The 22,899-nt window shown below is 48.8% G+C and carries 27 protein-coding genes and 1 other annotated feature; of the genes, 1 reads left to right on the top strand and 26 read right to left on the bottom strand.

Going from position 1 to position 22,899, the window contains the following annotated elements; translation table 11 throughout:
- Position 1: 1 nt before the first annotated feature.
- From EDM55_RS23755 to rpsJ, 15 genes are all read right to left on the bottom strand, one after another.
- Positions 2-187, bottom strand: coding sequence for a type Z 30S ribosomal protein S14 (locus tag EDM55_RS23755; protein WP_007716256.1), 186 nt, complete (start codon positions 185-187; stop codon positions 2-4).
- Positions 188-211: 24 nt separating this feature from the next.
- Entirely contained in the window at positions 212-754 is a 543-nt protein-coding gene (rplE, locus tag EDM55_RS23750; RefSeq protein ID WP_092277011.1) for a 50S ribosomal protein L5, read from the bottom strand.
- A gap of 27 nt (positions 755-781) precedes the next feature.
- Positions 782-1,096: a 50S ribosomal protein L24 gene (gene rplX, locus EDM55_RS23745; RefSeq protein WP_092277008.1), complete on the bottom strand. Its 315-nt coding sequence runs from the start codon at positions 1,094-1,096 to the stop codon at positions 782-784.
- A 49-nt stretch (positions 1,097-1,145) separates the two neighbouring features.
- Positions 1,146-1,514 (bottom strand): 50S ribosomal protein L14, encoded by a 369-nt coding sequence (gene rplN, locus EDM55_RS23740; RefSeq protein ID WP_092277005.1) that lies wholly within the window; start codon positions 1,512-1,514, stop codon positions 1,146-1,148.
- A gap of 41 nt (positions 1,515-1,555) precedes the next feature.
- Positions 1,556-1,822: a 30S ribosomal protein S17 gene (gene rpsQ / locus EDM55_RS23735; RefSeq protein ID WP_092277002.1), complete on the bottom strand. Its 267-nt coding sequence runs from the start codon at positions 1,820-1,822 to the stop codon at positions 1,556-1,558.
- Positions 1,823-1,844: 22 nt separating this feature from the next.
- Positions 1,845-2,042, bottom strand: a complete 198-nt coding sequence (gene rpmC / locus EDM55_RS23730) for a 50S ribosomal protein L29 (RefSeq protein WP_092276999.1) — start codon at positions 2,040-2,042, stop codon at positions 1,845-1,847.
- Positions 2,032-2,466: a 50S ribosomal protein L16 gene (gene rplP, locus EDM55_RS23725; RefSeq protein ID WP_007787078.1), complete on the bottom strand. Its 435-nt coding sequence runs from the start codon at positions 2,464-2,466 to the stop codon at positions 2,032-2,034. Before rplP ends, rpmC begins: the two co-directional genes overlap by 11 nt.
- 2 nt (positions 2,467-2,468) lie before the next feature.
- Positions 2,469-3,131 carry a 30S ribosomal protein S3 gene (gene rpsC / locus EDM55_RS23720; RefSeq protein WP_005828842.1) on the bottom strand — a complete coding sequence of 221 codons (663 nt, stop codon included), beginning with the start codon at positions 3,129-3,131 and terminating at the stop codon, positions 2,469-2,471.
- A 13-nt stretch (positions 3,132-3,144) separates the two neighbouring features.
- Positions 3,145-3,477 carry a 50S ribosomal protein L22 gene (rplV, locus tag EDM55_RS23715; protein ID WP_092276996.1) on the bottom strand — a complete coding sequence of 111 codons (333 nt, stop codon included), beginning with the start codon at positions 3,475-3,477 and terminating at the stop codon, positions 3,145-3,147.
- A 29-nt stretch (positions 3,478-3,506) separates the two neighbouring features.
- A complete protein-coding gene (gene rpsS / locus EDM55_RS23710) occupies positions 3,507-3,788 on the bottom strand; it encodes a 30S ribosomal protein S19 (protein WP_092276993.1) in 282 nt (93 codons plus the stop codon).
- Positions 3,789-3,837: 49 nt separating this feature from the next.
- Positions 3,838-4,668 (bottom strand): 50S ribosomal protein L2, encoded by an 831-nt coding sequence (rplB, locus tag EDM55_RS23705; RefSeq protein WP_092276990.1) that lies wholly within the window; start codon positions 4,666-4,668, stop codon positions 3,838-3,840.
- Between the two features lie 32 nt (positions 4,669-4,700).
- Positions 4,701-4,991: a 50S ribosomal protein L23 gene (gene rplW / locus EDM55_RS23700; protein ID WP_007716243.1), complete on the bottom strand. Its 291-nt coding sequence runs from the start codon at positions 4,989-4,991 to the stop codon at positions 4,701-4,703.
- Positions 4,991-5,614: a 50S ribosomal protein L4 gene (gene rplD / locus EDM55_RS23695; protein ID WP_092276987.1), complete on the bottom strand. Its 624-nt coding sequence runs from the start codon at positions 5,612-5,614 to the stop codon at positions 4,991-4,993. Before rplD ends, rplW begins: the two co-directional genes overlap by 1 nt.
- A 20-nt stretch (positions 5,615-5,634) precedes the next feature.
- On the bottom strand, positions 5,635-6,264 hold the full coding sequence (gene rplC, locus EDM55_RS23690; protein WP_092276984.1) for a 50S ribosomal protein L3: 630 nt from the start codon (positions 6,262-6,264) through the stop codon (positions 5,635-5,637).
- A gap of 149 nt (positions 6,265-6,413) precedes the next feature.
- The gene (rpsJ, locus tag EDM55_RS23685) at positions 6,414-6,722 is read right to left on the bottom strand and encodes a 30S ribosomal protein S10 (RefSeq protein ID WP_005828858.1); all 309 of its coding nucleotides are present in this window, start codon (positions 6,720-6,722) and stop codon (positions 6,414-6,416) included.
- A 358-nt stretch (positions 6,723-7,080) separates the two neighbouring features.
- Here rpsJ and EDM55_RS23675 point away from each other — a divergent pair, with 358 nt between their 5' ends.
- Positions 7,081-7,479, top strand: a complete 399-nt coding sequence (locus tag EDM55_RS23675) for a globin domain-containing protein (protein ID WP_122961535.1) — start codon at positions 7,081-7,083, stop codon at positions 7,477-7,479.
- Positions 7,480-7,488: 9 nt separating this feature from the next.
- Here EDM55_RS23675 and EDM55_RS23670 read toward each other — a convergent pair whose 3' ends face one another.
- The 11 genes from EDM55_RS23670 to rplJ all read right to left on the bottom strand — a co-directional run bounded on the left by EDM55_RS23670 (position 7,489) and on the right by rplJ (position 22,690).
- Complete coding sequence (locus EDM55_RS23670) at positions 7,489-8,424, bottom strand: DMT family transporter (RefSeq protein WP_122961534.1); 936 nt, start codon at positions 8,422-8,424, stop codon at positions 7,489-7,491.
- 160 nt (positions 8,425-8,584) lie between these two features.
- Complete coding sequence (tuf, locus tag EDM55_RS23665) at positions 8,585-9,775, bottom strand: elongation factor Tu (protein WP_092276973.1); 1,191 nt, start codon at positions 9,773-9,775, stop codon at positions 8,585-8,587.
- Positions 9,776-9,893: 118 nt separating this feature from the next.
- On the bottom strand, positions 9,894-11,972 hold the full coding sequence (gene fusA / locus EDM55_RS23660; RefSeq protein WP_092276970.1) for an elongation factor G: 2,079 nt from the start codon (positions 11,970-11,972) through the stop codon (positions 9,894-9,896).
- 71 nt (positions 11,973-12,043) lie between these two features.
- Positions 12,044-12,514 (bottom strand): 30S ribosomal protein S7, encoded by a 471-nt coding sequence (gene rpsG / locus EDM55_RS23655; RefSeq protein ID WP_007716226.1) that lies wholly within the window; start codon positions 12,512-12,514, stop codon positions 12,044-12,046.
- Between the two features lie 53 nt (positions 12,515-12,567).
- Entirely contained in the window at positions 12,568-13,011 is a 444-nt protein-coding gene (rpsL, locus tag EDM55_RS23650) for a 30S ribosomal protein S12 (protein ID WP_005828873.1), read from the bottom strand.
- A 120-nt stretch (positions 13,012-13,131) separates the two neighbouring features.
- Positions 13,132-13,386, bottom strand: coding sequence for a 50S ribosomal protein L7ae-like protein (locus tag EDM55_RS23645; RefSeq protein ID WP_092276967.1), 255 nt, complete (start codon positions 13,384-13,386; stop codon positions 13,132-13,134).
- A 147-nt stretch (positions 13,387-13,533) separates the two neighbouring features.
- Positions 13,534-17,160, bottom strand: coding sequence for a DNA-directed RNA polymerase subunit beta' (rpoC, locus tag EDM55_RS23640; protein ID WP_122961533.1), 3,627 nt, complete (start codon positions 17,158-17,160; stop codon positions 13,534-13,536).
- Positions 17,161-17,189: 29 nt separating this feature from the next.
- Positions 17,190-20,729, bottom strand: a complete 3,540-nt coding sequence (rpoB, locus tag EDM55_RS23635; RefSeq protein ID WP_122961532.1) for a DNA-directed RNA polymerase subunit beta — start codon at positions 20,727-20,729, stop codon at positions 17,190-17,192.
- A 307-nt stretch (positions 20,730-21,036) separates the two neighbouring features.
- Positions 21,037-21,633: a class I SAM-dependent methyltransferase gene (locus tag EDM55_RS23630; RefSeq protein ID WP_092276958.1), complete on the bottom strand. Its 597-nt coding sequence runs from the start codon at positions 21,631-21,633 to the stop codon at positions 21,037-21,039.
- A gap of 122 nt (positions 21,634-21,755) precedes the next feature.
- Positions 21,756-22,118 carry a 50S ribosomal protein L7/L12 gene (gene rplL / locus EDM55_RS23625; protein ID WP_092276955.1) on the bottom strand — a complete coding sequence of 121 codons (363 nt, stop codon included), beginning with the start codon at positions 22,116-22,118 and terminating at the stop codon, positions 21,756-21,758.
- Between the two features lie 56 nt (positions 22,119-22,174).
- A complete protein-coding gene (gene rplJ, locus EDM55_RS23620) occupies positions 22,175-22,690 on the bottom strand; it encodes a 50S ribosomal protein L10 (protein WP_092276952.1) in 516 nt (171 codons plus the stop codon).
- A gap of 24 nt (positions 22,691-22,714) precedes the next feature.
- Positions 22,715-22,879, bottom strand: a sequence feature (ribosomal protein L10 leader region).
- Positions 22,880-22,899 lie beyond the last annotated feature (20 nt).

Here is a 22,899-nt window from a genome sequence, read left to right as displayed (position 1 = left end):
ATTACCAGCTTGCTTTTTTCACGCCTGGAATTTGACCTTTATAAGCAAGTTCACGGAAGCAAATACGGCAGAGTTTGAATTTGCGCAATACGGAGTGAGGACGTCCGCAACGCTCGCAACGAGTGTACGCGCGTACTGCAAACTTCGGCTCCCGCTGTTGCTTGATGATCATTGATTTCTTTGCCACATTCTTCCCTCCTTACGAGTGGGTTTATTTACGGAATGGCATACCCATTTGAGTCAGCAGTTCACGTGCTTCCTCATCCGTTTTCGCGGAAGTGACAATTACGATGTCCATACCGCGTACCTTGTCAATTTTATCGTACTCGATCTCAGGGAAGATCAGTTGTTCCTTCAGACCAAGTGTGTAGTTACCACGGCCGTCAAATGCCTTGGAAGAGATTCCACGGAAGTCACGTACACGTGGAAGAGATACGTTCATCAGCTTGTCGAGGAAGTGGTACATACGCTCGCCGCGCAGAGTAACCTTCGCACCGATCGGCATACCTTCACGCAGTTTGAAACCAGCGATGGATTTCTTAGCGCGTGTTACTACAGGTTTTTGACCAGCAATGATCTGCAGGTCTTCTACCGCAGTATCCAAGGATTTAGCGTTAGCAACCGCTTCGCCTACACCCATGTTGATGATGATCTTTTCAACTTTCGGCACTTGCATGATGGAAGTATAAGCAAACTTGCTCATCAAGCCAGGCACGATTTCATTGGTATACTTTTCTTTCAGTCTTGTTGCCATCTAAGGACATCCTCCTTTCCAACCTGACTACTTGTCGAGTACTTCGCCAGACTTTTTCGCGTACCGAACTTTCTTGCCGTTCTCCAATACTTTGTAACCGATGCGAGTAGCTTTTCCGGACTTCGGATCGATCAAAGATACATTGGAAACGTGAATCGCTGCTTCTTGAGTCACAATGCCACCTTGCGGGTTAGCTTGAGACGGACGGCTGTGTTTCTTAACGAGGTTGATACCTTCAACCAGAACGCGTTCTTTCTTCGGATAAGCAGCGAGAACGCGACCTTTTTTGCCTTTATCTTTACCCGCATTTACGATAACAGTGTCGCCTTTTTTAACGTGCATCGCTTGGTGCACCTCCTATCGAACAAACTGCCTGAGTTTTGCCGTTCAATTAGATAACCTCTGGAGCCAGAGAGATGATCTTCATGAAATCCTTGTCGCGGAGCTCACGAGCTACAGGTCCAAAGATACGAGTTCCACGTGGGGATCTGTCGTCTTTGATAACTACTGCTGCATTTTCATCGAAACGGATGTAAGAACCATCCTGACGACGAACGCCGCTTACTGTGCGTACTACAACCGCTTTAACTACTTGACCTTTCTTGACAACGCCGCCGGGTGTAGCGGATTTAACGGAGCACACGATAACATCGCCGATGTTCGCCGTTTTGCGACCGGAACCACCCAGAACCTTGATGCACATGAGTTCCTTTGCACCGGAGTTGTCAGCAACAGCCAATCTCGTCTGAGTTTGGATCATTTACTGTTCCTCCTTTCGGATTTGATATCCGAAAATCTGACTTATACGATTACTGCCTCTTCGACGATACGTACCAAACGGAAACGTTTGTCTTTGGACAATGGACGTGTTTCCATGATTTCTACGATGTCGCCCACTTTTGCCGTGTTGTTCTCGTCGTGAGCCTTGAACTTTTTGGAGTACTTCACGCGTTTGCCGTACAGCGGGTGAGTCTTGTAAGTTTCAACCAGAACAACGATGGTCTTATCCATCTTGTCGGAAACAACGCGACCAGTAACTGTTCGACGCATATTGCGTTCTGCGGTCATCGTTCAAACCTCCTTCCTTTAATTAGCCGATTCCCAATTCTCTCTGGCGCAGGATGGTTTTCGCACGTGCGATATCCTTACGCACTTGTTTAATGCGAGATGTGGTTTCGAGTTGACCCGTAGCCAGCTGGAAACGAAGGTTGAACAACTCTTCTTTCAAAGAAGCGACGTTTTGTTCGATCTCGGCAGTGGTCAAGTTACGGTACTCATTAGCCTTCATGTGCGTCACCACCCACTTCTTCACGCTTCACGAACTTGCACTTGATAGGCAGTTTGTGCATAGCCAGACGCATAGCTTCGCGAGCGACTTCTTCAGGAACGCCAGCAAGTTCAAACATGATCTTGCCTGGCTTCACTACCGCTACCCATTTCTCAGGAGAACCTTTACCGGAACCCATCCGTACTTCGAGCGGTTTTTGCGTAATTGGTTTATCAGGGAAGATTTTAATCCAAACCTTACCACCACGTTTGATGTAACGAGTCATCGCAATACGAGCTGCCTCGATTTGACGGTTTGTTACCCAAGATGGTTCCAATGCTTGCAATCCGTATTCACCGAACGCAACAGTAGTACCGCCTTTAGCGTTACCAGCCATTTTTCCGCGGTGTTGTTTACGGTGTTTCACGCGTTTTGGCGTCAACATGATTACTTGCCTCCTTCCTCAGTAGCGACGTTCTTTCTCGCCGGAAGGACTTCTCCACGATAGATCCACACTTTTACACCGATACGACCATAAGTGGTATGTGCTTCAGCAGTACCGTAGTCGATGTCAGCACGCAGAGTGTGAAGAGGAACTGTACCTTCGCTGTAACCTTCAGAACGTGCGATATCAGCACCGCCCAGGCGACCGCTAACCAAGGTTTTGATACCTTTTGCACCAGCGCGCAGCGTACGAGTGATCGATTGCTTTTGCGCACGGCGGAAGGAAATGCGGTTTTCCAGTTGGCGTGCAATGTTTTCAGCTACCAGAGTAGCATCCAGATCCGGACGTTTTACTTCGTTGATGTTGATGTGTACACGCTTGCCAGTCAGATCAGTCAAGGATTTACGCAGAATTTCTACCTCTGCTCCACCTTTACCAATTACCATACCAGGCTTAGCGGTGTGAATCGTAACGTTCACGCGATTAGCTGCGCGCTCGATTTCGATTGTGGATACTGCAGCATCTTTCAGACGCCCTTTTACAAACTTGCGGATTTTCAAGTCTTCATGCAACAGTGTCGCAAAGTCCTTGTCAGCGTACCACTTGGACTCCCAGTCACGGATGACACCGATACGAAGACCGACCGGGCTTACCTTTTGACCCACACGTAATCCCTCCTTATTTCTCGTTTAGTACCACGGTGATGTGGCTCGTGCGTTTATGGATGCGGCTAGCGCGGCCCATAGCGCGCGGACGGAAACGCTTCAACGTAGGACCTTGGTCTACGAAGATTTTGCCCACTACGAGGTTGTTTGGATCCAGCTCATAGTTGTGCTCAGCGTTTGCAATAGCCGACTTCAGGAGCTTTTCAACAACTGGAGATGCTGCTTTAGGCGTGTGTTTCAGGATCGCCAAAGCTTCACCTACTTGCTTGCCTCTGATCAAGTCAACCACCAGGCGGACTTTACGAGACGCGATGCGAATATTGCGAGCAACTGCTTTTGCTTCCATCTTTGTACCTCCTCTCTGTCAAGAGAAAATTAGCGCTTCTTGGATTTCTTGTCGTTGTCGACGTGACCCTTGAAGGTACGAGTTGGTGCGAATTCACCCAATTTATGACCAACCATGTCTTCCGAAACATACACTGGTACATGTTTACGACCATCGTACACAGCAAAAGTATGTCCTACGAACTGAGGGAAGATGGTGGAACGACGGGACCAAGTTTTGATCACGCGCTTCTCGTTCTTTTCATTTTGCTCGTCAACTTTTTTCATCAAGTGGTCATCCACGAAAGGACCCTTTTTTAAGCTACGTCCCATTAGTGAACCTCCCTTCGCCAAAGGCGTTCGGTTATAGTATCAGCCTAGCTTACTTCTTGCGACGGCGGATAATGTATTGATCGGATTTGTTCTTCTTCTTGCGAGTCTTGAGACCCAGAGTTGGTTTACCCCAAGGAGTAACAGGTGCTTTACGTCCGATTGGAGCGCGGCCTTCACCACCACCGTGTGGGTGATCGTTAGGGTTCATTACGCTACCACGTACAGTTGGACGAATACCCAACCAACGGGAACGACCTGCTTTACCGATGTTAACCAGTTCATGATCCAGGTTACCTACTTGACCGATGGTAGCGCGGCATACGTTATGAATGCGGCGAGTTTCACCGGAAGAAAGGCGTACGATTACGAACTCACCATCACGACCGAGCAATTGAGCGGATGTACCAGCTGCACGAACCAGTTGGCCACCTTTACCAGGTTTCAGCTCAATGTTGTGGATCGTAGTACCAACTGGAATTTTTTCCAGTGGCAATGCGTTACCGATTTTGATGTCGGCATCTGCACCAGATACGATCTCATCGCCCACTTTCAGGTTGTGAGGAGCGAGGATGTAACGTTTTTCACCGTCAGCATAGTTGATCAGTGCGATGTTAGCGGAACGGTTTGGATCGTACTCGATAGTAGCTACGCGACCTACGATGCCATCTTTGTTACGCTTGAAGTCGATAATACGGTATTTACGTTTGTGACCGCCACCTTGATGACGAACGGTAATTCTTCCTTGGTTATTACGGCCAGCTTTTTTGGAAAGAGGCGCGAGCAAGGATTTTTCGGGAGTTGAAGTAGTAATCTCCTCGAAAGTAGAAACCGTCATTTGGCGACGACCAGGAGAAGTCGGTTTAAACTTCTTGAGACCCATGTTAATACCCTCCTTTTCGGTAGTCGTCGAGGTTATACTCCCTCGTAGAAGGCCAATTCTTTGCTGTCATCAGTCAGCTTTACGATCGCTTTCTTCCACTCAGAGGTGTAACCGGAGTATTTTCCGTAGCGTTTTGGTTTCGCAGGAACACGAACGGTGTTAACTGCTTCTACTTTTACGCCAAATACTTTTTCAACAGCTTGCTTGATCTCTGTCTTGTTGGCTTTGAGTGGTACTTCGAAAACGTACTTTTTCTCAGCCATCATGTCAGTGGTGCGCTCGGTAATGACAGGGCGTTTAAGAACATCATGAAGGCTCTTCATTATGCGAGCACCTCCTCTACTTTCGCAACCGCTTCTTTCGTCACGATTACTTTGTCATGCGCTACCAGATCCAGAACGTTAATGCCTGCAGCATCTACGATTTTTGCACCTGGGATGTTGCGGGAAGAGAGAGCAACGTTTTGATCATACTCGGAGGTAACGATCAGAACTTTGCGATCTACTTTCAGGCTGCTGAGTACAGCAGTCATTTCTTTGGTCTTAGGAGCTGCGAAATTCAGAGCTTCCAATACCAACAGTTCATTGTTTTGAACTTTTGTGGACAGAGCGGATTTCAGAGCCAAACGACGAACTTTACGGTTCAGTTTGTAACCGTATTTGCGCGGAGTTGGACCGAATACAACACCGCCACCTTTCCATTGCGGAGAGCGAATGGAACCTTGGCGTGCGCGACCTGTACCTTTTTGGCGCCATGGCTTGCGGCCACCACCACGTACTTCAGAGCGGTTCTTTACATCATGAGTTCCTTGACGTTGGGATGCTTGCTGCATCACGATCGCATCGAACAGAACTGCGCTGTTAGGCTCGATACCAAACACGCTGTCTGCCAATTCGATTTCGCCAACTTGAGAACCGGATTGGTTATAAAGAGCTACTTTCGGCATGTCAGTTCCTCCTTTCCTAACTAGTTCTTCTTGACTGCCGTGGATACCAATACGCAGCTGTTTTTCGGACCAGGCACGGAGCCTTTAACGAGAATCAGGTTACGTTCAGCATCTACTTTTACTACTTCCAGGTTTTGAATGGTTACGTTGTCGCCACCCATTTGACCTGGCAGTGTTTGACCTTTAAACACGCGGTTTGGAGCTACAGCACCCATAGAACCTGGGCCGCGATGGTAGCGCGAACCGTGAGCCATAGGACCGCGGGATTGATTGTGACGTTTGATCGCACCTTGAAAACCTTTACCCTTGGATACGCCAGCTACGTCAACGATTTCTCCCTCAGCAAAAATGTCAGCTTTCAACTCTTGACCAACCTCAAAGTCTGCGAGGTTAACTCCGCGAATTTCGCGAACGAAGCGCTTAGGAGCAGTGTTAGCTTTCGCTGCATGTCCTTTTTCCGGCTTGTTAGCGCGCTGCTCTTTTTTGTCTTCAAAGCCGATTTGAATTGCTTCATAACCGTCATTCTCCAGGTCTTTCTTTTGGAGAACTACGTTAGAACCAGCCTCGATGACCGTTACAGCAATCGCTGTTCCGTTTGGACCAAAAACTTGAGTCATGCCAAGTTTTTTCCCTAAGATTCCTTTGGTCATTAGTGCCACCTCCTGTGCTTATTTCAACAAAACGTTTTAATGTTGTATCAAGTCCCCACCGATGCGCAGGGGTGCCATTTCAGGGGTTTGATGCTTGGTATAACACGCTTAGCAAGACAACGCCTGCGCGTGTATCGCGTTTTGGGACCTTACAGCTTGATCTCGATATCCACGCCAGATGGCAGATCCAGACGCATCAAAGCATCTACTGTTTGTGGTGTAGGATTCAGAATGTCGATCAAACGCTTGTGAGTACGCATCTCGAATTGCTCGCGAGAATCTTTGTACTTATGAACCGCACGCAGGATAGTGTAAACAGCTTTCTCCGTAGGGAGTGGAATTGGACCGGATACATTTGCACCGGAACGCTTCGCAGTGTCTACGATTTTCTCTGCAGACTGATCCAGGATTTTGTGATCATACGCCTTCAAACGAATACGAATCTTTTGCTTTGCCATTTTAGTCCCTCCTTTTTCGCCCATTTTCTAAACAGACATTTCTCCGTGGAAATATCCTGCACCCCGGTCATGGCAAAGGGGCCGGGTGTGTCAGCAACCTCCCACATCATCGCAAGTCCATGACCAACATTCACTATTGTACTAAAAAGCATTGGGCAACGCAAGTTTTTTCTTAGGCTTCCGTACTTTTTTTGTACAAGCGAGCTAACCGCAATTGGCTCACTTTGACCATATTACAGATCTCGTCCAAAAAACGCAAGCGGGATTGGTTGCCAACTTTGCCCCTCTGCTATCTATAATAGAAGAAACACGTTATACTAGGGGTGGATTTTTCAATGCAAAGGAGGTTACCTGCTCGATGTCTACGGACAACCTTACCCCATATGAGCGCATTGGCGGAGCTGAGACTTTGGCTCGTCTTGTCGATATTTTTTATAACCATGTGAAACGTCACCCGGATCTAGCTCCTCTTTTTCCTGAGGATCTGACTCCCGTCAAAGAACGGCAGTATCAGTTTCTCACGCAGTTCTTAGGCGGGCCTACCCTTTACTCTGACATCCACGGCCATCCCATGCTGCGCGCTCGGCATATGCGTTTTCCTATCGGTGCTGATCAAGCAGCAGCTTGGCTGCAATGCATGGAGAAGGCTATGGATCAGACAGGGATAGAAAGCGGCATTCGCCAACAGATTTTTGACAGACTTCGACTCACGGCCCACCATATGATTAACCAATGGGAGCAAAACGAAGAAGCGTAGGGGGTATCCCTACGCTTTTTTCGTTATATCGGATGGCACTACACTCGGGGCGGAATTCGGCTTTAGCTGACTCCGAGATCCTAGATAGACGCCACCTACAATCATTAGTAATGCAAGCAAATGGACCAGTAGCAGCCGCTCACCTAAAAACAAAGCGGCGAACAACAAGCTAGCCAACGGCATTCCGTTCAAAAATACTGCCGTTCTGCTTGCACCTAGTTGACGAATCCCATAGTTCCAACCCACCGAACCAACAGCGGTGGAAAGCACAGCAGATGTCAGAATCACGAGCCATTGGAATGGCGTTACATCCAAACCTATATAATAAGAAGCTGGTTGCACCATTAAAGCGGCTATCCATAAAAACAGAACCCCGAACCACTGTGACAGTACCGTAATTAATAAGACCGGTACTCCTCGTAAGGAGAGCTTTCGAATAAACAATCCACCTGCCACATACATCAGCATGGAGAAAAACATAATGGCGTCTCCCCATCCATTCACATGAATGCCGCCATGCTGAGAAATGACTACGATTAATACTCCCGCAAAACCAATCGCAATTCCCCATGCTTTACGCCAGGACATTCCTTCCCCCAACAACACCATCGCCAGTAAAGCCGTTGCCAGAGGATTCAGTCCTAAAATCAACGATGCATTCCCCGCAGATGTATATTGTACTCCAGTTGCCAATGTAATTTGATGAAGAGCAATCGAGGTTGCTCCTACCCCTGCAGCTAAGAGCCAATTGGTCCACCCAATTCTCAGGTTGTTTCGGTATCGAAGAAGAATCGGTGCTAAAAAGACCCCTGCAATGGTCATTCGGATTGCCGCTACATACATCGGCGGAAACATGGTCAGATACTTCACCATCACGACATTCAAGCCCCAGAGAGTCACTACCCCAGCCAGCATTACAAACAATAATCGCTCTTTGTTTTTCATCTCTCTTCCCCCATCCAAATCCTGATCGTATTGTAGCACATTCCCACAATCCCTCTGGCTGAATCATTTTGATGGGAGTCATGAAAAAATCCGATAAATGGAAGTAAACAAAAGTAAAAAACCCGACAACACGAGGTTGTCGGGTTCTTCTTTAGATCAATTAAGCTTCGATGGAAGCTACAACGCCAGCGCCTACTGTACGGCCACCTTCGCGGATAGCGAAGCGAGTACCTTGTTCCATCGCTACTGGAGCGATCAGTTCAACAGTGAACTCAGTGTTGTCGCCAGGCATGATCATTTCAACGCCTTCTGGCAGTTGGATGATACCTGTTACGTCAGTTGTACGGAAGTAGAATTGTGGACGGTAGTTAGCAAAGAAAGGAGTGTGACGTCCGCCTTCTTCTTTGGACAGAACGTAAACTTCTGCTTTGAACTTGGTGTAAGGCTTAACGGAACCTGGTTTCGCCAAGCATTGTCCACGCTCGATATCTTTACGGTCAACACCGCGCAGCAAAGCACCGATGTTGTCACCAGCTTGAGCGGAATCCAGCAATTTGCGGAACATCTCAACGCCAGTTACAGTTGTGTTTTTAGTTTCTTCAGCCAAGCCGATGATTTCAACTTGGTCACCAACTTTAACTACACCGCGCTCTACGCGACCAGTTGCAACTGTACCACGACCAGTGATCGTGAACACGTCCTCTACAGGCATCAAGAAAGGCTTGTCAGTTGCACGCTCAGGAGTTGGGATGTAGCTGTCAACAGCGTCCATCAACTCAGCGATTTTCTTAGCCCAGTCACCAGTTGGGTTATCCAAAGCTTCTTTAGCAGAACCTTTGATTACTGGAGTGTCGTCACCTGGGAAGTCGTATTGGGACAGCAGGTCACGGATTTCCATTTCAACCAGTTCCAACAACTCTTCATCGTCTACCATGTCGCATTTGTTCATGAATACTACGATGTATGGTACACCTACTTGTTTGGACAACAGGATGTGTTCGCGAGTTTGTGGCATTGGGCCATCAGCTGCGGATACAACCAGGATTGCGCCGTCCATTTGAGCAGCACCAGTAATCATGTTTTTCACATAGTCCGCGTGACCAGGGCAGTCAACGTGTGCATAGTGACGGTTGTCAGTTTCATACTCAACGTGTGCAGTGTTGATTGTGATACCGCGCTCTTTTTCTTCTGGAGCAGCGTCAATTGCAGCGTAGTTCATAGCTTGTGCTTTACCTTGTTGTGCCAATACAGTTGTAATAGCAGCAGTCAGGGTAGTTTTACCATGGTCAACGTGACCAATAGTACCAATGTTAACGTGTGGTTTATTCCGTTCAAATTTCGCTTTTGCCATGAGAGAAAAGCCTCCTTATATATAAGGGTATATGTGTTGAAGAAAGGTTTACCCTATCCGGGGTTGTCCCTTCAATATTGTAAACCTTTCCTGTTTCAAGATAAAGTCGAACCAGAAATTATTCGCCTTTGGATTTCTTAACGATTTCTTCAGCGATGAATTTCGGTACTTCTTCGTAGTGGTCGAGCACCATGGAGTAAACGCCACGGCCTTGGGTACGGGAACGAAGAATTGTGGAGTAACCAAACATCTCGGACAGTGGTACCATTGCACGGATAACTTGTGCATTTGCACGAGCTTCCATACCTTCGATACGACCGCGGCGGGAGTTCAGGTCGCCCATTACGTCGCCCATGTACTCTTCTGGCATTGTAACTTCTACTTTCATGATTGGCTCGAGCAATACTGCGCCACATTTTTTCGCAGCTTCTTTCAGAGCGAGAGAACCTGCTACTTTAAATGCCATCTCGGAGGAGTCGACATCATGGTAGCTACCGTCTACGATAGTTGCTTTGATATCAACCAGCGGGAAGCCGGCGATAACACCATTTTTCATCGATTCTTCGATACCTGCCTGAACAGCAGGGATGTATTCACGCGGTACTACACCACCGACGATTTTGTTTTCGAATTGGAAGCCTTGACCAGGTTCGAGAGGAGCGAACTCCACCCAAACGTGACCGTATTGACCACGACCACCGGACTGACGAACGAATTTACCTTCCACTTTTGCTTCTTTGCGGAATGTCTCGCGGTAAGCAACTTGTGGTGCACCTACGTTCGACTCGACTTTAAATTCGCGTTTCAGACGGTCAACGATGATCTCCAGGTGAAGCTCACCCATACCGGAGATGATTGTTTGACCAGTCTCTTCGTCTGTGCGCGTACGGAACGTTGGATCCTCTTCAGCCAGCTTGGACAGGCCGATACCCATCTTGTCTTGGTCTGCTTTGGATTTTGGTTCGATCGCAACAGAGATAACTGGCTCTGGGAATTCCATGGACTCCAGAATTACAGGAGACTTTTCATCGCACAGAGTGTCACCAGTTGTAGTATCTTTCAAACCTACAGCTGCAGCAATGTCACCGGAGTAAACCGTTTGGATCTCTTCGCGGTGGTTTGCGTGCATTTGCAGGATACGACCTACACGTTCACGTTTACCTTTAGTAGAGTTCAGAACGTAAGAACCGGAGTTCAGTACGCCAGAGTAAACGCGGAAGAAAGTCAGACGGCCTACGTACGGGTCAGTCATGATCTTGAAAGCAAGAGCAGAGAACGGACCGTTGTCGTCAGCAGGACGTTCAACTTCGTCTTCAGTGTCAGGCAGAGTACCTTTGATTGCTGGGATATCTACCGGAGATGGCAGATAAGCAACTACGTTGTCGAGCATAGGCTGAACACCTTTGTTACGATAAGAAGAACCGCACATTACAGGAGTCAGTTTGCACTCGATTGTACCTTTACGCAGAGCAGCACGAATTTCGTCGTTGGTCAGCTCTTCGCCTTCCAAGTACTTCATCATGAGCTCTTCGTCTTGTTCTGCTGCTGCTTCAACCAATGCGAGACGAAGCTCATCACATCTTTCTTTCAGATCAGCAGGGATTTCAGTGGAATCAGAAGTTTTACCCAGGTCATCCGTGTACACGATTGCCTTCATTTCGATCAGGTCAACCATGCCTTTGAAATGGTCTTCTGCACCGATTGGATATTGAATAGCTACTGGATTTGCACCCAGGCGAGTTTTGATCTGGCCCAGGGTCATTTCGAAGTTAGCACCCAGAATATCCATTTTGTTGATGTAGCACATACGCGGTACGCCATAGCGGTCAGCTTGGCGCCATACAGTTTCGGTTTGCGGCTCAACGCCACCTTTTGCGTCAAAAACGGTAACAGCGCCGTCAAGAACGCGCAGGGAGCGCTCAACTTCTACAGTGAAGTCTACGTGGCCTGGTGTGTCGATAATGTTGATTCGATGACCATTCCATTGAGCAGTAGTAGCAGCCGAAGTGATGGTGATACCGCGCTCTTGCTCTTGTTCCATCCAGTCCATGGTAGCTGCACCTTCGTGCACCTCACCAATCTTATGAACGCGACCAGTGTAGAACAGAATACGCTCAGTCGTTGTCGTCTTACCAGCATCGATGTGAGCCATGATACCGATATTACGCGTATTCGGCAAAGAGAACTCGCGAGCCATTCAGGTATGCTCCTTCCATACTCGTGTTTTTGAATAAACGGGCATCCAAGACGGACACCCGATTCAATTTCCTACCAGCGATAGTGAGCAAACGCTTTGTTCGCTTCAGCCATCTTGTGCGTGTCTTCACGCTTTTTCACTGCTGCACCGGTGTTGTTAGCAGCATCCATGATCTCGTTAGCCAGGCGTTGTTCCATGGTTTTCTCACCGCGGTTACGGGAGTAGTTAACCATCCAACGCAGACCAAGAGTGGTGCGGCGCTCCGGTTTTACTTCGATTGGTACTTGGTAGTTAGCACCACCTACACGGCGAGCTTTTACTTCCAGTACTGGCATTACGTTTTTCAGTGCTTCTTCGAAAACTTCCATCGGGTTGCGACCTGTGCGCTCCTGGATGATGTCAAATGCGTTGTAGAGAATGTTCTGAGCTACACCGCGCTTACCATCCAACATCAGACGGTTAATCAAACGAGTAACCAACTTGCTGTTGTGAATAGGGTCAGGCAGCACGTCACGACGGGTTACAGGACCTTTACGAGGCATCGTATTCCCTCCTTCTTTTCGTTATCAATTCACGCCAACTCACGGGCGTTTTCTTATTTCTTTTTCGCTGCTGCAGCTGCTTGACCTGGTTTCGGACGTTTAGTACCGTACTTGGAACGACCTTGTTTACGGTTGTTCACACCAGCAGTGTCAAGAGCACCACGAACGATATGGTAGCGTACCCCTGGCAAGTCTTTTACACGACCGCCGCGCACAAGCACGACGCTATGCTCTTGCAGGTTGTGGCCAATACCACCGATGTAAGCTGTTACCTCGATACCGTTAGTCAAACGCACACGAGCATATTTACGCAACGCGGAGTTTGGTTTTTTCGGAGTCATGGTACCTACACGGGTGCAAACACCACGTTTTTGAGGAGAGCTTTGGTTGGTTTGGGATTTCTTGAAGCTGTTGTACCCTTTTTGAAGAGCTGGGGACTTCGACTTCACAACCTTATCCTCGCGACCTTTACGTACCAATTGGTTAATTGTAGGCATGATGTTACCTCCCTTCTTAATACCCAATCTCAAGACCACAGATCCAGGTGAGTCATTTTGGGTCAAATAGAAAGTCCTTGTCCAAACCTACGCAACGTGTAAACACGGACAAAAACATCGTTAACCACTCTTTTTAATCGCAGCCGTAGCTGCTCCCACTTCGATTCCGCACGCTTTGCCTAATCGACGCATGGAATCTACATGAATGACTGGAACACCCTTCTCTTTGCAAAGGAGCTCGACTTTTTGGGTCAAACGCTTATCAGCATCAATTGCGATGTAAACCGCTTCTACCTGTTGGTGTTCTACAGCTTTAATCGTTTGCTTGATACCGATCGTTAACTCCTTGGCCCGCTCTACTTTTTCATAAGACATGATTTTCATATCCTCCAAAGTACAGATGTCAGGCACACTTGAATATAATATCAGGTGGGCTTTTGGATGTCAACTACCCGACTACTTTTATTTGCGAGAGCAAGATTTGGAAAGCGCCCACGTAGCAGCATGGGCGCTTTGCCATGATTACTCTACAGAAACTGCTTCTTGCTGCGCGTTCAACGCCTCAAGCTCTGCTTCGTAATCTACTTGACTTGCTACTTTGATATTGCGATAGCGAGACATACCTGTACCAGCTGGTACCAGTTTCCCAATAATTACGTTCTCTTTCAGACCTAGCAAGCGGTCGACTTTTCCTTTGATCGCTGCATCGGTAAGAACACGAGTCGTTTCTTGGAAAGAAGCTGCCGACAGGAAGGAGTCGGTTTCGAGAGACGCTTTGGTAATCCCCAACAGAACCGGACGACCTACTGCTGGATTTCTTCCTTCGATCAATACTTTTGCGTTCGCTTGCTCGAACTCTGGTACTTCTACGTAAGAGCCTGGCAAGAGATCCGTATCGCCGCTGTCGATGACACGCAGTTTGCGGAGCATCTGACGAATCATAACCTCAACGTGCTTGTCGTTAATTTCTACCCCCTGCATACGGTATACCTTTTGTACCTCTTGCAGGATGTAGTTGGAGACGCCGCGCATGCCGCGAACTTTCAGCATTTCTTTCGGGTCAACAGAACCCTCGGTGAGCTCATCCCCTGCGTTCATTTTCGCACCAACACTTACCTTGATACGGGAACCATACGGAGCAGCGTACACTTTGTTTTCAGCTTCACCACGAACCTCGATTTCGCGACGATCCTTGCCTTCTCGAATATCAACTACTTCCCCGTCGATCTCGGAGATGACAGCCTGACCTTTTGGATTGCGCGCTTCGAAAAGCTCTTGAATACGCGGCAAACCTTGGGTGATGTCGTCTCCCGCAACCCCACCGGTATGGAAGGTACGCATGGTCAGCTGGGTACCCGGCTCACCAATGGACTGAGCCGCGATAATACCAACCGCTTCCCCAACTTCCACTTCGGCTCCTGTTGCCAGGTTGCGTCCGTAGCAAAGTTTGCAGACACCATGGCTGGTGCGGCAAGCCAGTACGTTACGGATGTAGACTTCGGTAATACCGACTTTCTCGATATACTCAGCCACTTCTTCGGAAATTTCCTCGTTGCGGCCCACGATAACTTCTTTCGTCTCAGGGTGGCGCAGAGTCTCGAAGCAAGTACGTCCAACCAGTCGGTCAGACAGCTTCTCGATTTCTTCTTTACCATCCTTGATCGCTGTAACGCGAATCCCTTTATCCGTTCCGCAATCTTTTTCGCGGACGATCACGTCTTGGGCAACGTCTACGAGACGGCGAGTCAGATAACCCGAGTCCGCAGTACGCAGTGCCGTATCGGCGAGACCTTTCCGCGCACCGTGCGTGGAGATAAAGTACTCCAATACGGTCAGACCTTCACGGAAGTTCGATTTAATCGGCAACTCGATGATTCGACCGGATGGGTTTGCCATCAGACCGCGCATACCAGCCAGCTGAGTGATCTGGGATACGTTACCACGGGCACCGGAGTTCGCCATCATGAAGATCGCGTTGAACTTATCCATCGATTTCATCAACACTTCAGTTACCTCGTCCTTGGCTTTGGACCAGATGGAGATAACGCGGTCATAGCGCTCGTCTTCGGTGATCAAACCGCGACGGAACTGCGTCATGACAGTTGCAACCTTTGCATCGGCTTCATCGAGGATGTCTTTCTTCTTACCTGGTACGGCAATGTCCGCGACCGCAATCGTGATACCGGCTTTCGTGGAGTACGTAAAGCCCAGCTCTTTGATTTTGTCGAGGATCATCGAGGATTTCATCGTACCGAAGCGACGGAAGCACTCGGAAATGATGGTACCCAAGAATCCTTTTTTCACAGCACCCGGATCTGGAAGAGCTTTAATAAACTCTTTCACATTCGTACCTTTTTCGAAAATAAAGTACTCGTCCGGTACCATGTTTTGCAGGTTGGACTTCGTAGGTGAATTAATGAACGGCAGCTCTGGAGGGAAGATTTCGTTGAAGATCACTTTCCCTACAGTTGTAACAAGAAGCGCGTTCTGCTGACGCTCAGTAAAGCTCGTTTTCTTCAGGCTTTTCGCAGGGATTGCAATACGTGTCTGCAGGCTTACGAAGCCTTGTTGATACGCAGCAATTGCATCATGTGGGTCACGATAGATCGTACCTTCACCGCGATCTCCTTCCCTCTCCAACGTCAAGTAGTAAGAACCAAGCACCATGTCCTGGGATGGCGTTACTACTGGTTTGCCGTCTTTCGGGTTCAAGATATTTTGCGCTGCCAGCATGAGGATGCGCGCTTCTGCTTGCGCCTCTGCGGACAACGGAACGTGAACAGCCATTTGGTCACCGTCGAAGTCCGCGTTGTATGCCGTACATACGAGTGGATGCAGACGAATCGCGCGACCTTCAACCAATACTGGTTCGAACGCCTGGATACCCAGACGGTGCAAGGTGGGGGCGCGGTTCAACAGAACAGGATGCTCGCGAATGACATCTTCGAGAACGTCCCATACTTCTGGCTGAACGCGTTCTACCTTGCGCTTGGCGCTCTTGATGTTGTGAGCGAGGCCTTTTGCCACCAGCTCTTTCATCACGAACGGTTTGAAGAGCTCGAGTGCCATTTCTTTTGGCAAACCGCACTGATACATCTTCAGGTTTGGTCCTACTACGATAACGGAACGACCAGAGTAGTCAACACGTTTACCGAGCAGGTTTTGACGGAAACGTCCTTGCTTCCCTTTCAGCATGTGGCTGAGGGATTTCAATGGACGGTTACCCGGTCCTGTTACTGGACGACCGCGACGGCCGTTATCGATAAGCGCGTCTACTGCTTCTTGCAGCATCCGTTTTTCGTTTTGAACGATGATGTCAGGAGCACCCAGCTCAAGCAGGCGCTTCAGACGGTTGTTCCGGTTGATCACACGACGGTACAGATCGTTCAGGTCGGAGGTAGCAAAACGGCCACCATCCAATTGAACCATCGGACGAAGCTCTGGCGGGATCACTGGGAGTACATCCAACACCATCCAGTCCGGGTGGTTACCGGAGTTGCGGAAAGCCTCGAGTACTTCCAGACGTTTGATCGCACGGTTGCGGCGTTGTCCTTGTGCCGTTTTCAGATCTTCTTTCAACGTTTCCACATCTTTATCCAAATCGATTTCTGCAAGCAGACGCTTGATCGCTTCTGCACCCATCATCGCTTGGAAGGAGTGGCCGTATTTCTCACGATAGTTGCGGTACTCTTTTTCGGAGAGCAGCTGCTTTTTATCGAGAGGGGTGTCACCTGGATCCGTTACTACATAAGAAGCAAAGTAGATGACTTCTTCCAGGGAACGAGGAGACATGTCGAGAACCAGACCCATACGGCTTGGAATCCCTTTGAAATACCAGATGTGAGAAACTGGGGCAGCCAGTTCGATGTGCCCCATGCGCTCACGACGTACTTTGGCGCGAGTCACTTCCACGCCGCAACGATCGCACACGACCCCTTTATATCGAACGCGCTTGTACTTACCGCAATGACACTCCCAGTCTTTGGTTGGTCCAAAGATGCGTTCGCAGAACAAGCCGTCTTTTTCCGGTTTCAGCGTACGGTAGTTGATCGTCTCCGGCTTTTTGACTTCCCCGAAAGACCACGAACGGATCTTATCGGGGGAAGCCAAGCCGATCTTCATATATTCGAAGTTGTTCACGTCTATCACAGGGCGTTACCTCCCTTTGTACCGGAATCTTACTCGTCGTTCAAGCTTCCGCCTTCGAGTACGAGGTTCAGTTTTTCACCGCTGCCCTCATCCTCGTCTTCCATTTCACGCATTTCGATCTCTTGCTCGTCACCGGACAGGATCTTCACGTCCATACCCAAGCTTTGCAGTTCCTTGATCAATACTTTGAAGGACTCAGGAACGCCTGGCTCTGGAACGTTTTCCCCTTTCACGATCGCTTCGTACGTTTTCACGCGGCCCACGACGTCATCGGACTTGACAGTAAGGATCTCTTGCAAGGTGTAGGCAGCACCGTATGCTTCCAGTGCCCAAACCTCCATCTCCCCGAAACGCTGTCCACCAAATTGAGCTTTACCACCCAATGGCTGCTGCGTAACGAGCGAGTATGGTCCCGTAGAACGGGCGTGGATTTTGTCATCCACCAAGTGAGCCAGTTTCAGCATGTATACGCAACCGACTGTTACACGACGATCGAACGGTTCACCTGTACGACCATCGTACAAAATGGTTTTACCGTCGCGGTCCAAACCGGCTTCTTCCAATGTCTCGAACACTTCCGCCTGACGTGCACCGTCAAATACCGGAGTCGCCACGTGGATGCCAAGAAGCTTGGCTGCCATACCGAGGTGAGTCTCGAGTACCTGACCGATGTTCATCCGAGAAGGTACGCCCAATGGGTTGAGTACGATCTCTACTGGAGAACCGTCTGGCAAGAATGGCATGTCTTCTTCAGGCATGATACGAGCGATAACCCCTTTGTTACCATGGCGTCCGGCCATTTTGTCACCCACGGAAATCTTCCGTTTTTGGGCGATGTAGACACGTACCAGTTGGTTTACGCCAGGAGGCAGCTCGTCGCCGTTCTCGCGGGTAAATACTTTTACGTCTACGATGATACCGGAACCACCATGCGGCACGCGCAGGGAAGTATCGCGGACTTCACGTGCTTTTTCACCAAAGATCGCGTGCAGGAGTCGCTCTTCTGCTGTCAGCTCAGTAACCCCTTTAGGAGTAACCTTACCTACCAGAATGTCGCCGTCCTGAATTTCCGCACCCACGCGGATAATACCGCGTTCGTCCAGGTTTTTCAGTGCGTCTTCCCCTACGTTCGGGATGTCGCGAGTGATTTCTTCCGGACCGAGCTTGGTGTCGCGAGCTTCGGATTCGTATTCTTCGATATGGATAGACGTATAAACGTCGTCTTTTACCAGTTTCTCAGAAAGAAGAATCGCATCTTCGTAGTTGTACCCTTCCCATGTCATAAACGCGACAATCACGTTACGACCGAGAGCCAATTCACCTTTTTCGGTGGATGGACCGTCACCAATGATATCGCCTTTTTCAATCCAGTCGCCGCGACTTACGATCGGGCGTTGGTTGATGCACGTACCTTGGTTGGAACGGATAAATTTATGCATTTTATATTTGTCGACATCGCCAGCAACCTTCTTGCCGTCGATTTCCTTGTAACGACGAACCCAGATCTCACGGGCAGTTACGCGTTCAACTTGACCCGGATGCTTGGCTACGATCGCTACCCCGGAATCCTGTGCTGCTTTATGCTCCATACCCGTACCGACAAACGGTGCTTGTGGAATCAAAAGCGGAACGGCCTGCCGCTGCATGTTGGAACCCATCAGTGCGCGGTTGGCGTCATCGTTTTCCAGGAACGGAATCAAAGCAGTCGCTACAGATACAACCTGCTTCGGCGAAACGTCCATGAAGTCAACCTTGTCGCGTGGAACACTCAGGATCTCACCTTTACGTCGGCAAATAACCATGTCGTTAACGAAGCGTCCATCTTCGTCAAGCGGTTGGTTCGCCTGTGCCACGTTGAACACATCTTCTTCATCGGCAGTCAGGTAGCTGATCTCGGTCAATACAAAGCCAGTCTCAGGGTCTACCTTGCGACGAGGTGTCTCGATAAAGCCGTAGTCGTTAATGCGTGCAAAGGACGACAGGGAGTTGATCAAACCAATGTTTGGACCCTCCGGCGTTTCAATTGGACACATACGGCCGTAGTGGGAATGGTGAACGTCGCGCACTTCAAAGCCAGCGCGCTCACGAGTCAAACCACCAGGTCCGAGTGCAGAGAGACGGCGTTTGTGCGTCAGCTCAGCAAGCGGGTTGGTTTGGTCCATGAACTGAGACAGCTGCGAACTACCGAAGAACTCCTTCAGCGATGCGATCACTGGACGGATGTTGATCAGAGCTTGCGGCGTGATCTGGTTCTGGTCCTGGATGGACATGCGCTCACGTACTACGCGCTCCATACGGGACAGCCCAATACGGAACTGGTTCTGCAAGAGCTCACCCACGGAACGCAGACGACGGTTACCCAAGTGGTCAATATCGTCTGTCGAACCTACGCCGTGCAGCAGGTTCATGAAGTAGTTGATCGCTGCTACGATATCAGAAGGCGTAATGTGTTTGAACGATTTATCTACATTTCCGTTTCCGATTACCTTGATGATCTTGCCATCTTCAATCGGAGAGAAAATATTAATGGATTGCAGATGAATCGCTTCATCTTCCAGAACACCACCATGCGTACGAACATCAATGAAGTTGATGCTCTCTTCCAGACCTGGCAGGATACGATCCAGGATACGACGGTCGATCATTTGGCCTGCTTCGGCAAAAATCTCACCCGTGCTGGTATCTACCAATGTTTCCGCCAGACGCTGATTGTACAGACGGTTTTTCAGATGAAGCTTTTTGTTCATTTTGTAACGACCAACAGAAGCAAGGTCATAACGCTTTGGATCGAAGAAGCGAGAGATCAACAGGCTCTTCGCGTTCTCGACTGTTGGCGGCTCACCTGGACGAAGGCGCTCATAGATTTCGATCAGCGCTTTCTCGGTAGAGTCTGTATTGTCTTTTTCCAGCGTGTTCTTGATGTACTCGTCTTCACCCAGCAAGTTGAGGATCTCGATGTCAGAACCAAAGCCCAGCGCACGCAAAAGGACCGTTACCGGGATTTTTCGCGTACGGTCGATGCGGACATAAATGACGTCTTTCGCATCGGTCTCCAACTCCAGCCATGCACCCCGGTTCGGGATTACAGTTGCTGTAAACGTCTGCTTGCCGTTTTTGTCCACTTTGGTGTTGTAATATACACTGGGGGAACGAACAAGCTGGCTGACAATGACACGCTCAGCCCCGTTAATAATGAAGGTTCCCGTTTCGGTCATGAGCGGGAAATCCCCCATGAAGACTTCTTGCTCCTTCACTTCTCCCGTCTCTTTGTTCAACAAACGTACCTTCACACGCAGAGGCGCCGCATAGGTGACGTCACGTTCTTTCGACTCGTCAACATCGTACTTCGGCTCTCCCAAGCTGTAGTCGATAAACTCCAGCACGAGATTGCCAGTGAAGTCCTGGATTGGCGAAATGTCTTGGAACATCTCACGCAGACCCTCATCAAGGAACCATTGGTAGGACTTTTGCTGAATCTCGATGAGATTTGGAAGGCCCAGCACTTCGTTAATACGTGAATACGTACGACGCTGGCGGTGTCGGCCACTTTGAATCACTTTACCTGCCAACTTATTCACCCCTCAGGTTGTGTTTTCACACATAGAAACTTGGCATTCAATCAGCTTAAATCGCAGACGAATGCCTCAAATAGAAAAATGGGTTAAACCAGAAAGACCATTTTTAACCCAGAGAAACTCTATTTTAAAAGAATTCCCATGTTTTTACTCGAACATTCCTCCCAAAGGAAAAAAGAAGAAAATGCTTGACAGACAGGGAATTACTGAAAAATAGACATTTATCCCATATTGACATTTTATAATGCTACCACAACGAAATATACGCGTCAAGAAAACTTTTCTAAGAACTGAATCTTGACTATTTCACTGCCCGAAAGATGGAGTAGCCTTTTGAACGGTCTACTTCTTCTACTTCCCGATACGTTTCTTGCAGTTTCTTTAATGCTGACGGGGCACCCTGCTTTTTCTGGATGACCACCCACATCTCTCCACCTTCAGCAAGCAGCTCGTATCCTTCGGTAAAGATCCGATGCACAATCTCCTTACCTGCGCGAATCGGGGGATTGGTCAAGATGACATCAAACGTTTCGCCTTGTACCTCGCTGTAAACATCACTTACGCGGATATCGACATTTTTGATGCCGTTGCCTTCTGCATTTCGCCGAGCCAAATGAACAGCACGCTCATTTACATCAATCATGGTCACTTTGCCTTGCGCAGCGAGTTTTGCAGCAGTCAAGCCGATGGGCCCATAACCACACCCCACATCGAGCACGCGCGCATGGGGAGCCACTTTCATATTTTCAATGAGCAGGACACTCCCGAAGTCAATCCGATCTCGGGAAAAAACACCCGCATCCGTATAAAAGCGAAGCTCATACCCTCGTAGTAGAAAAGAAAATTGCTGTTCGTCATGCGCAGCACCTGGTCGACTGGTGTAGTAGTGATCTGACACTTGTGTGATCCACCTTTCTTCATCCATACAAAAGCAAATGGTGCCGGACAGGAATGCAGGATTCCTATCTGTACAGAAAATCCCCCTGCCGCAGGCAAGGGGATTTCCATTGGGAAGCTAACTTACTTTACTTCTACTTGTGCGCCAGCTTCTTCGAGTTTCGCTTTGAGAGCTTCTGCTTCGTCTTTGGAAACGCCCTCTTTGAGTGTTTTTGGAGCGTTGTCTACCAGGTCTTTTGCTTCTTTCAGACCCAGACCAGTCAGTTCGCGAACAACTTTGATTACGTTGATTTTGGAAGCGCCGCCGCTTACCAGGTTTACAGTGAATTCAGTTTGCTCAGCAGCAGCTTCAGCAGCGCCACCAGCAACTACAGCTACAGGAGCTGCAGCAGTAACACCGAATTCGTCTTCAATTGCTTTTACCAGATCGTTCAGTTCGAGAACGGACATGCCTTTGATGGCTTCCAAGATTTGCTCTTTAGACATTTTGAAATCCTCCCATTCAAGGAAAAGTTTTTAGTTGTTACTAGCCGATCAGACGATTATGCGCCTTGACCTTCTTTTTGTTCTGCCACTGCTTTGACTGCCAGTGCAACGTTGCGCATTGGAGCTTGCAGGACGGAGAGAAGCATGGAAAGGAGACCTTCGCGGGATGGTAGGGAAGCCAGTGCTTTGATTTGTTCAGCACCAACAACTTTACCTTCGATTACGCCACCTTTGATTTCCAGCTTGTCGTTTTTCTTCGCGAAGTCAGCAATGATCTTCGCTGGAGCGATGATATCGTCTTTGGAGAACGCCAAAGCGTTCGGGCCAGTCAGATATTGATCCAGTTCAGTCAGGCTTTCCTTCTCAGTAGCCAAGCGAGTCAGGGAGTTTTTCAACACCTGGAACTCAACACCTGCTTCACGCAATTGTTTGCGGAGCTCAGTAACTTGGGCTACAGTCAGACCGCGGTAGTCAGCCACTACTGTGGTTTGGCTATCACGCAATTTGCCAGCGATTTCGTTGATCGCTTGTACTTTCTCTTCACGAATAACGGTTGGACGAATTTCTGCCATTGTTTACACCTCCCGTGCTCTATCCTAGAAAATGAAGAATGCCCTCGCAGACATTCACGAGGGCATAATGCTATATCGTCAAAGGAAAGCGTCGTTTCCTCTTTCGTACATTACACGCCTCGGAGGGATATTAAGCTCAGCTCTCGCGAACCTCGCACCTTCTGTCTACGGCATATTCTTTTCATCAACAGGCACTATCGTATCAACTT

This window comes from Brevibacillus centrosporus (genome assembly GCF_003710815.1).
In the GTDB taxonomy this organism is placed as follows: Bacteria; Bacillota; Bacilli; order Brevibacillales; family Brevibacillaceae; genus Brevibacillus; species Brevibacillus centrosporus.
The sequence above is the reverse complement of the archived record's forward strand: the minus strand, read 5'-3'. Positions and strand labels throughout refer to the sequence as shown.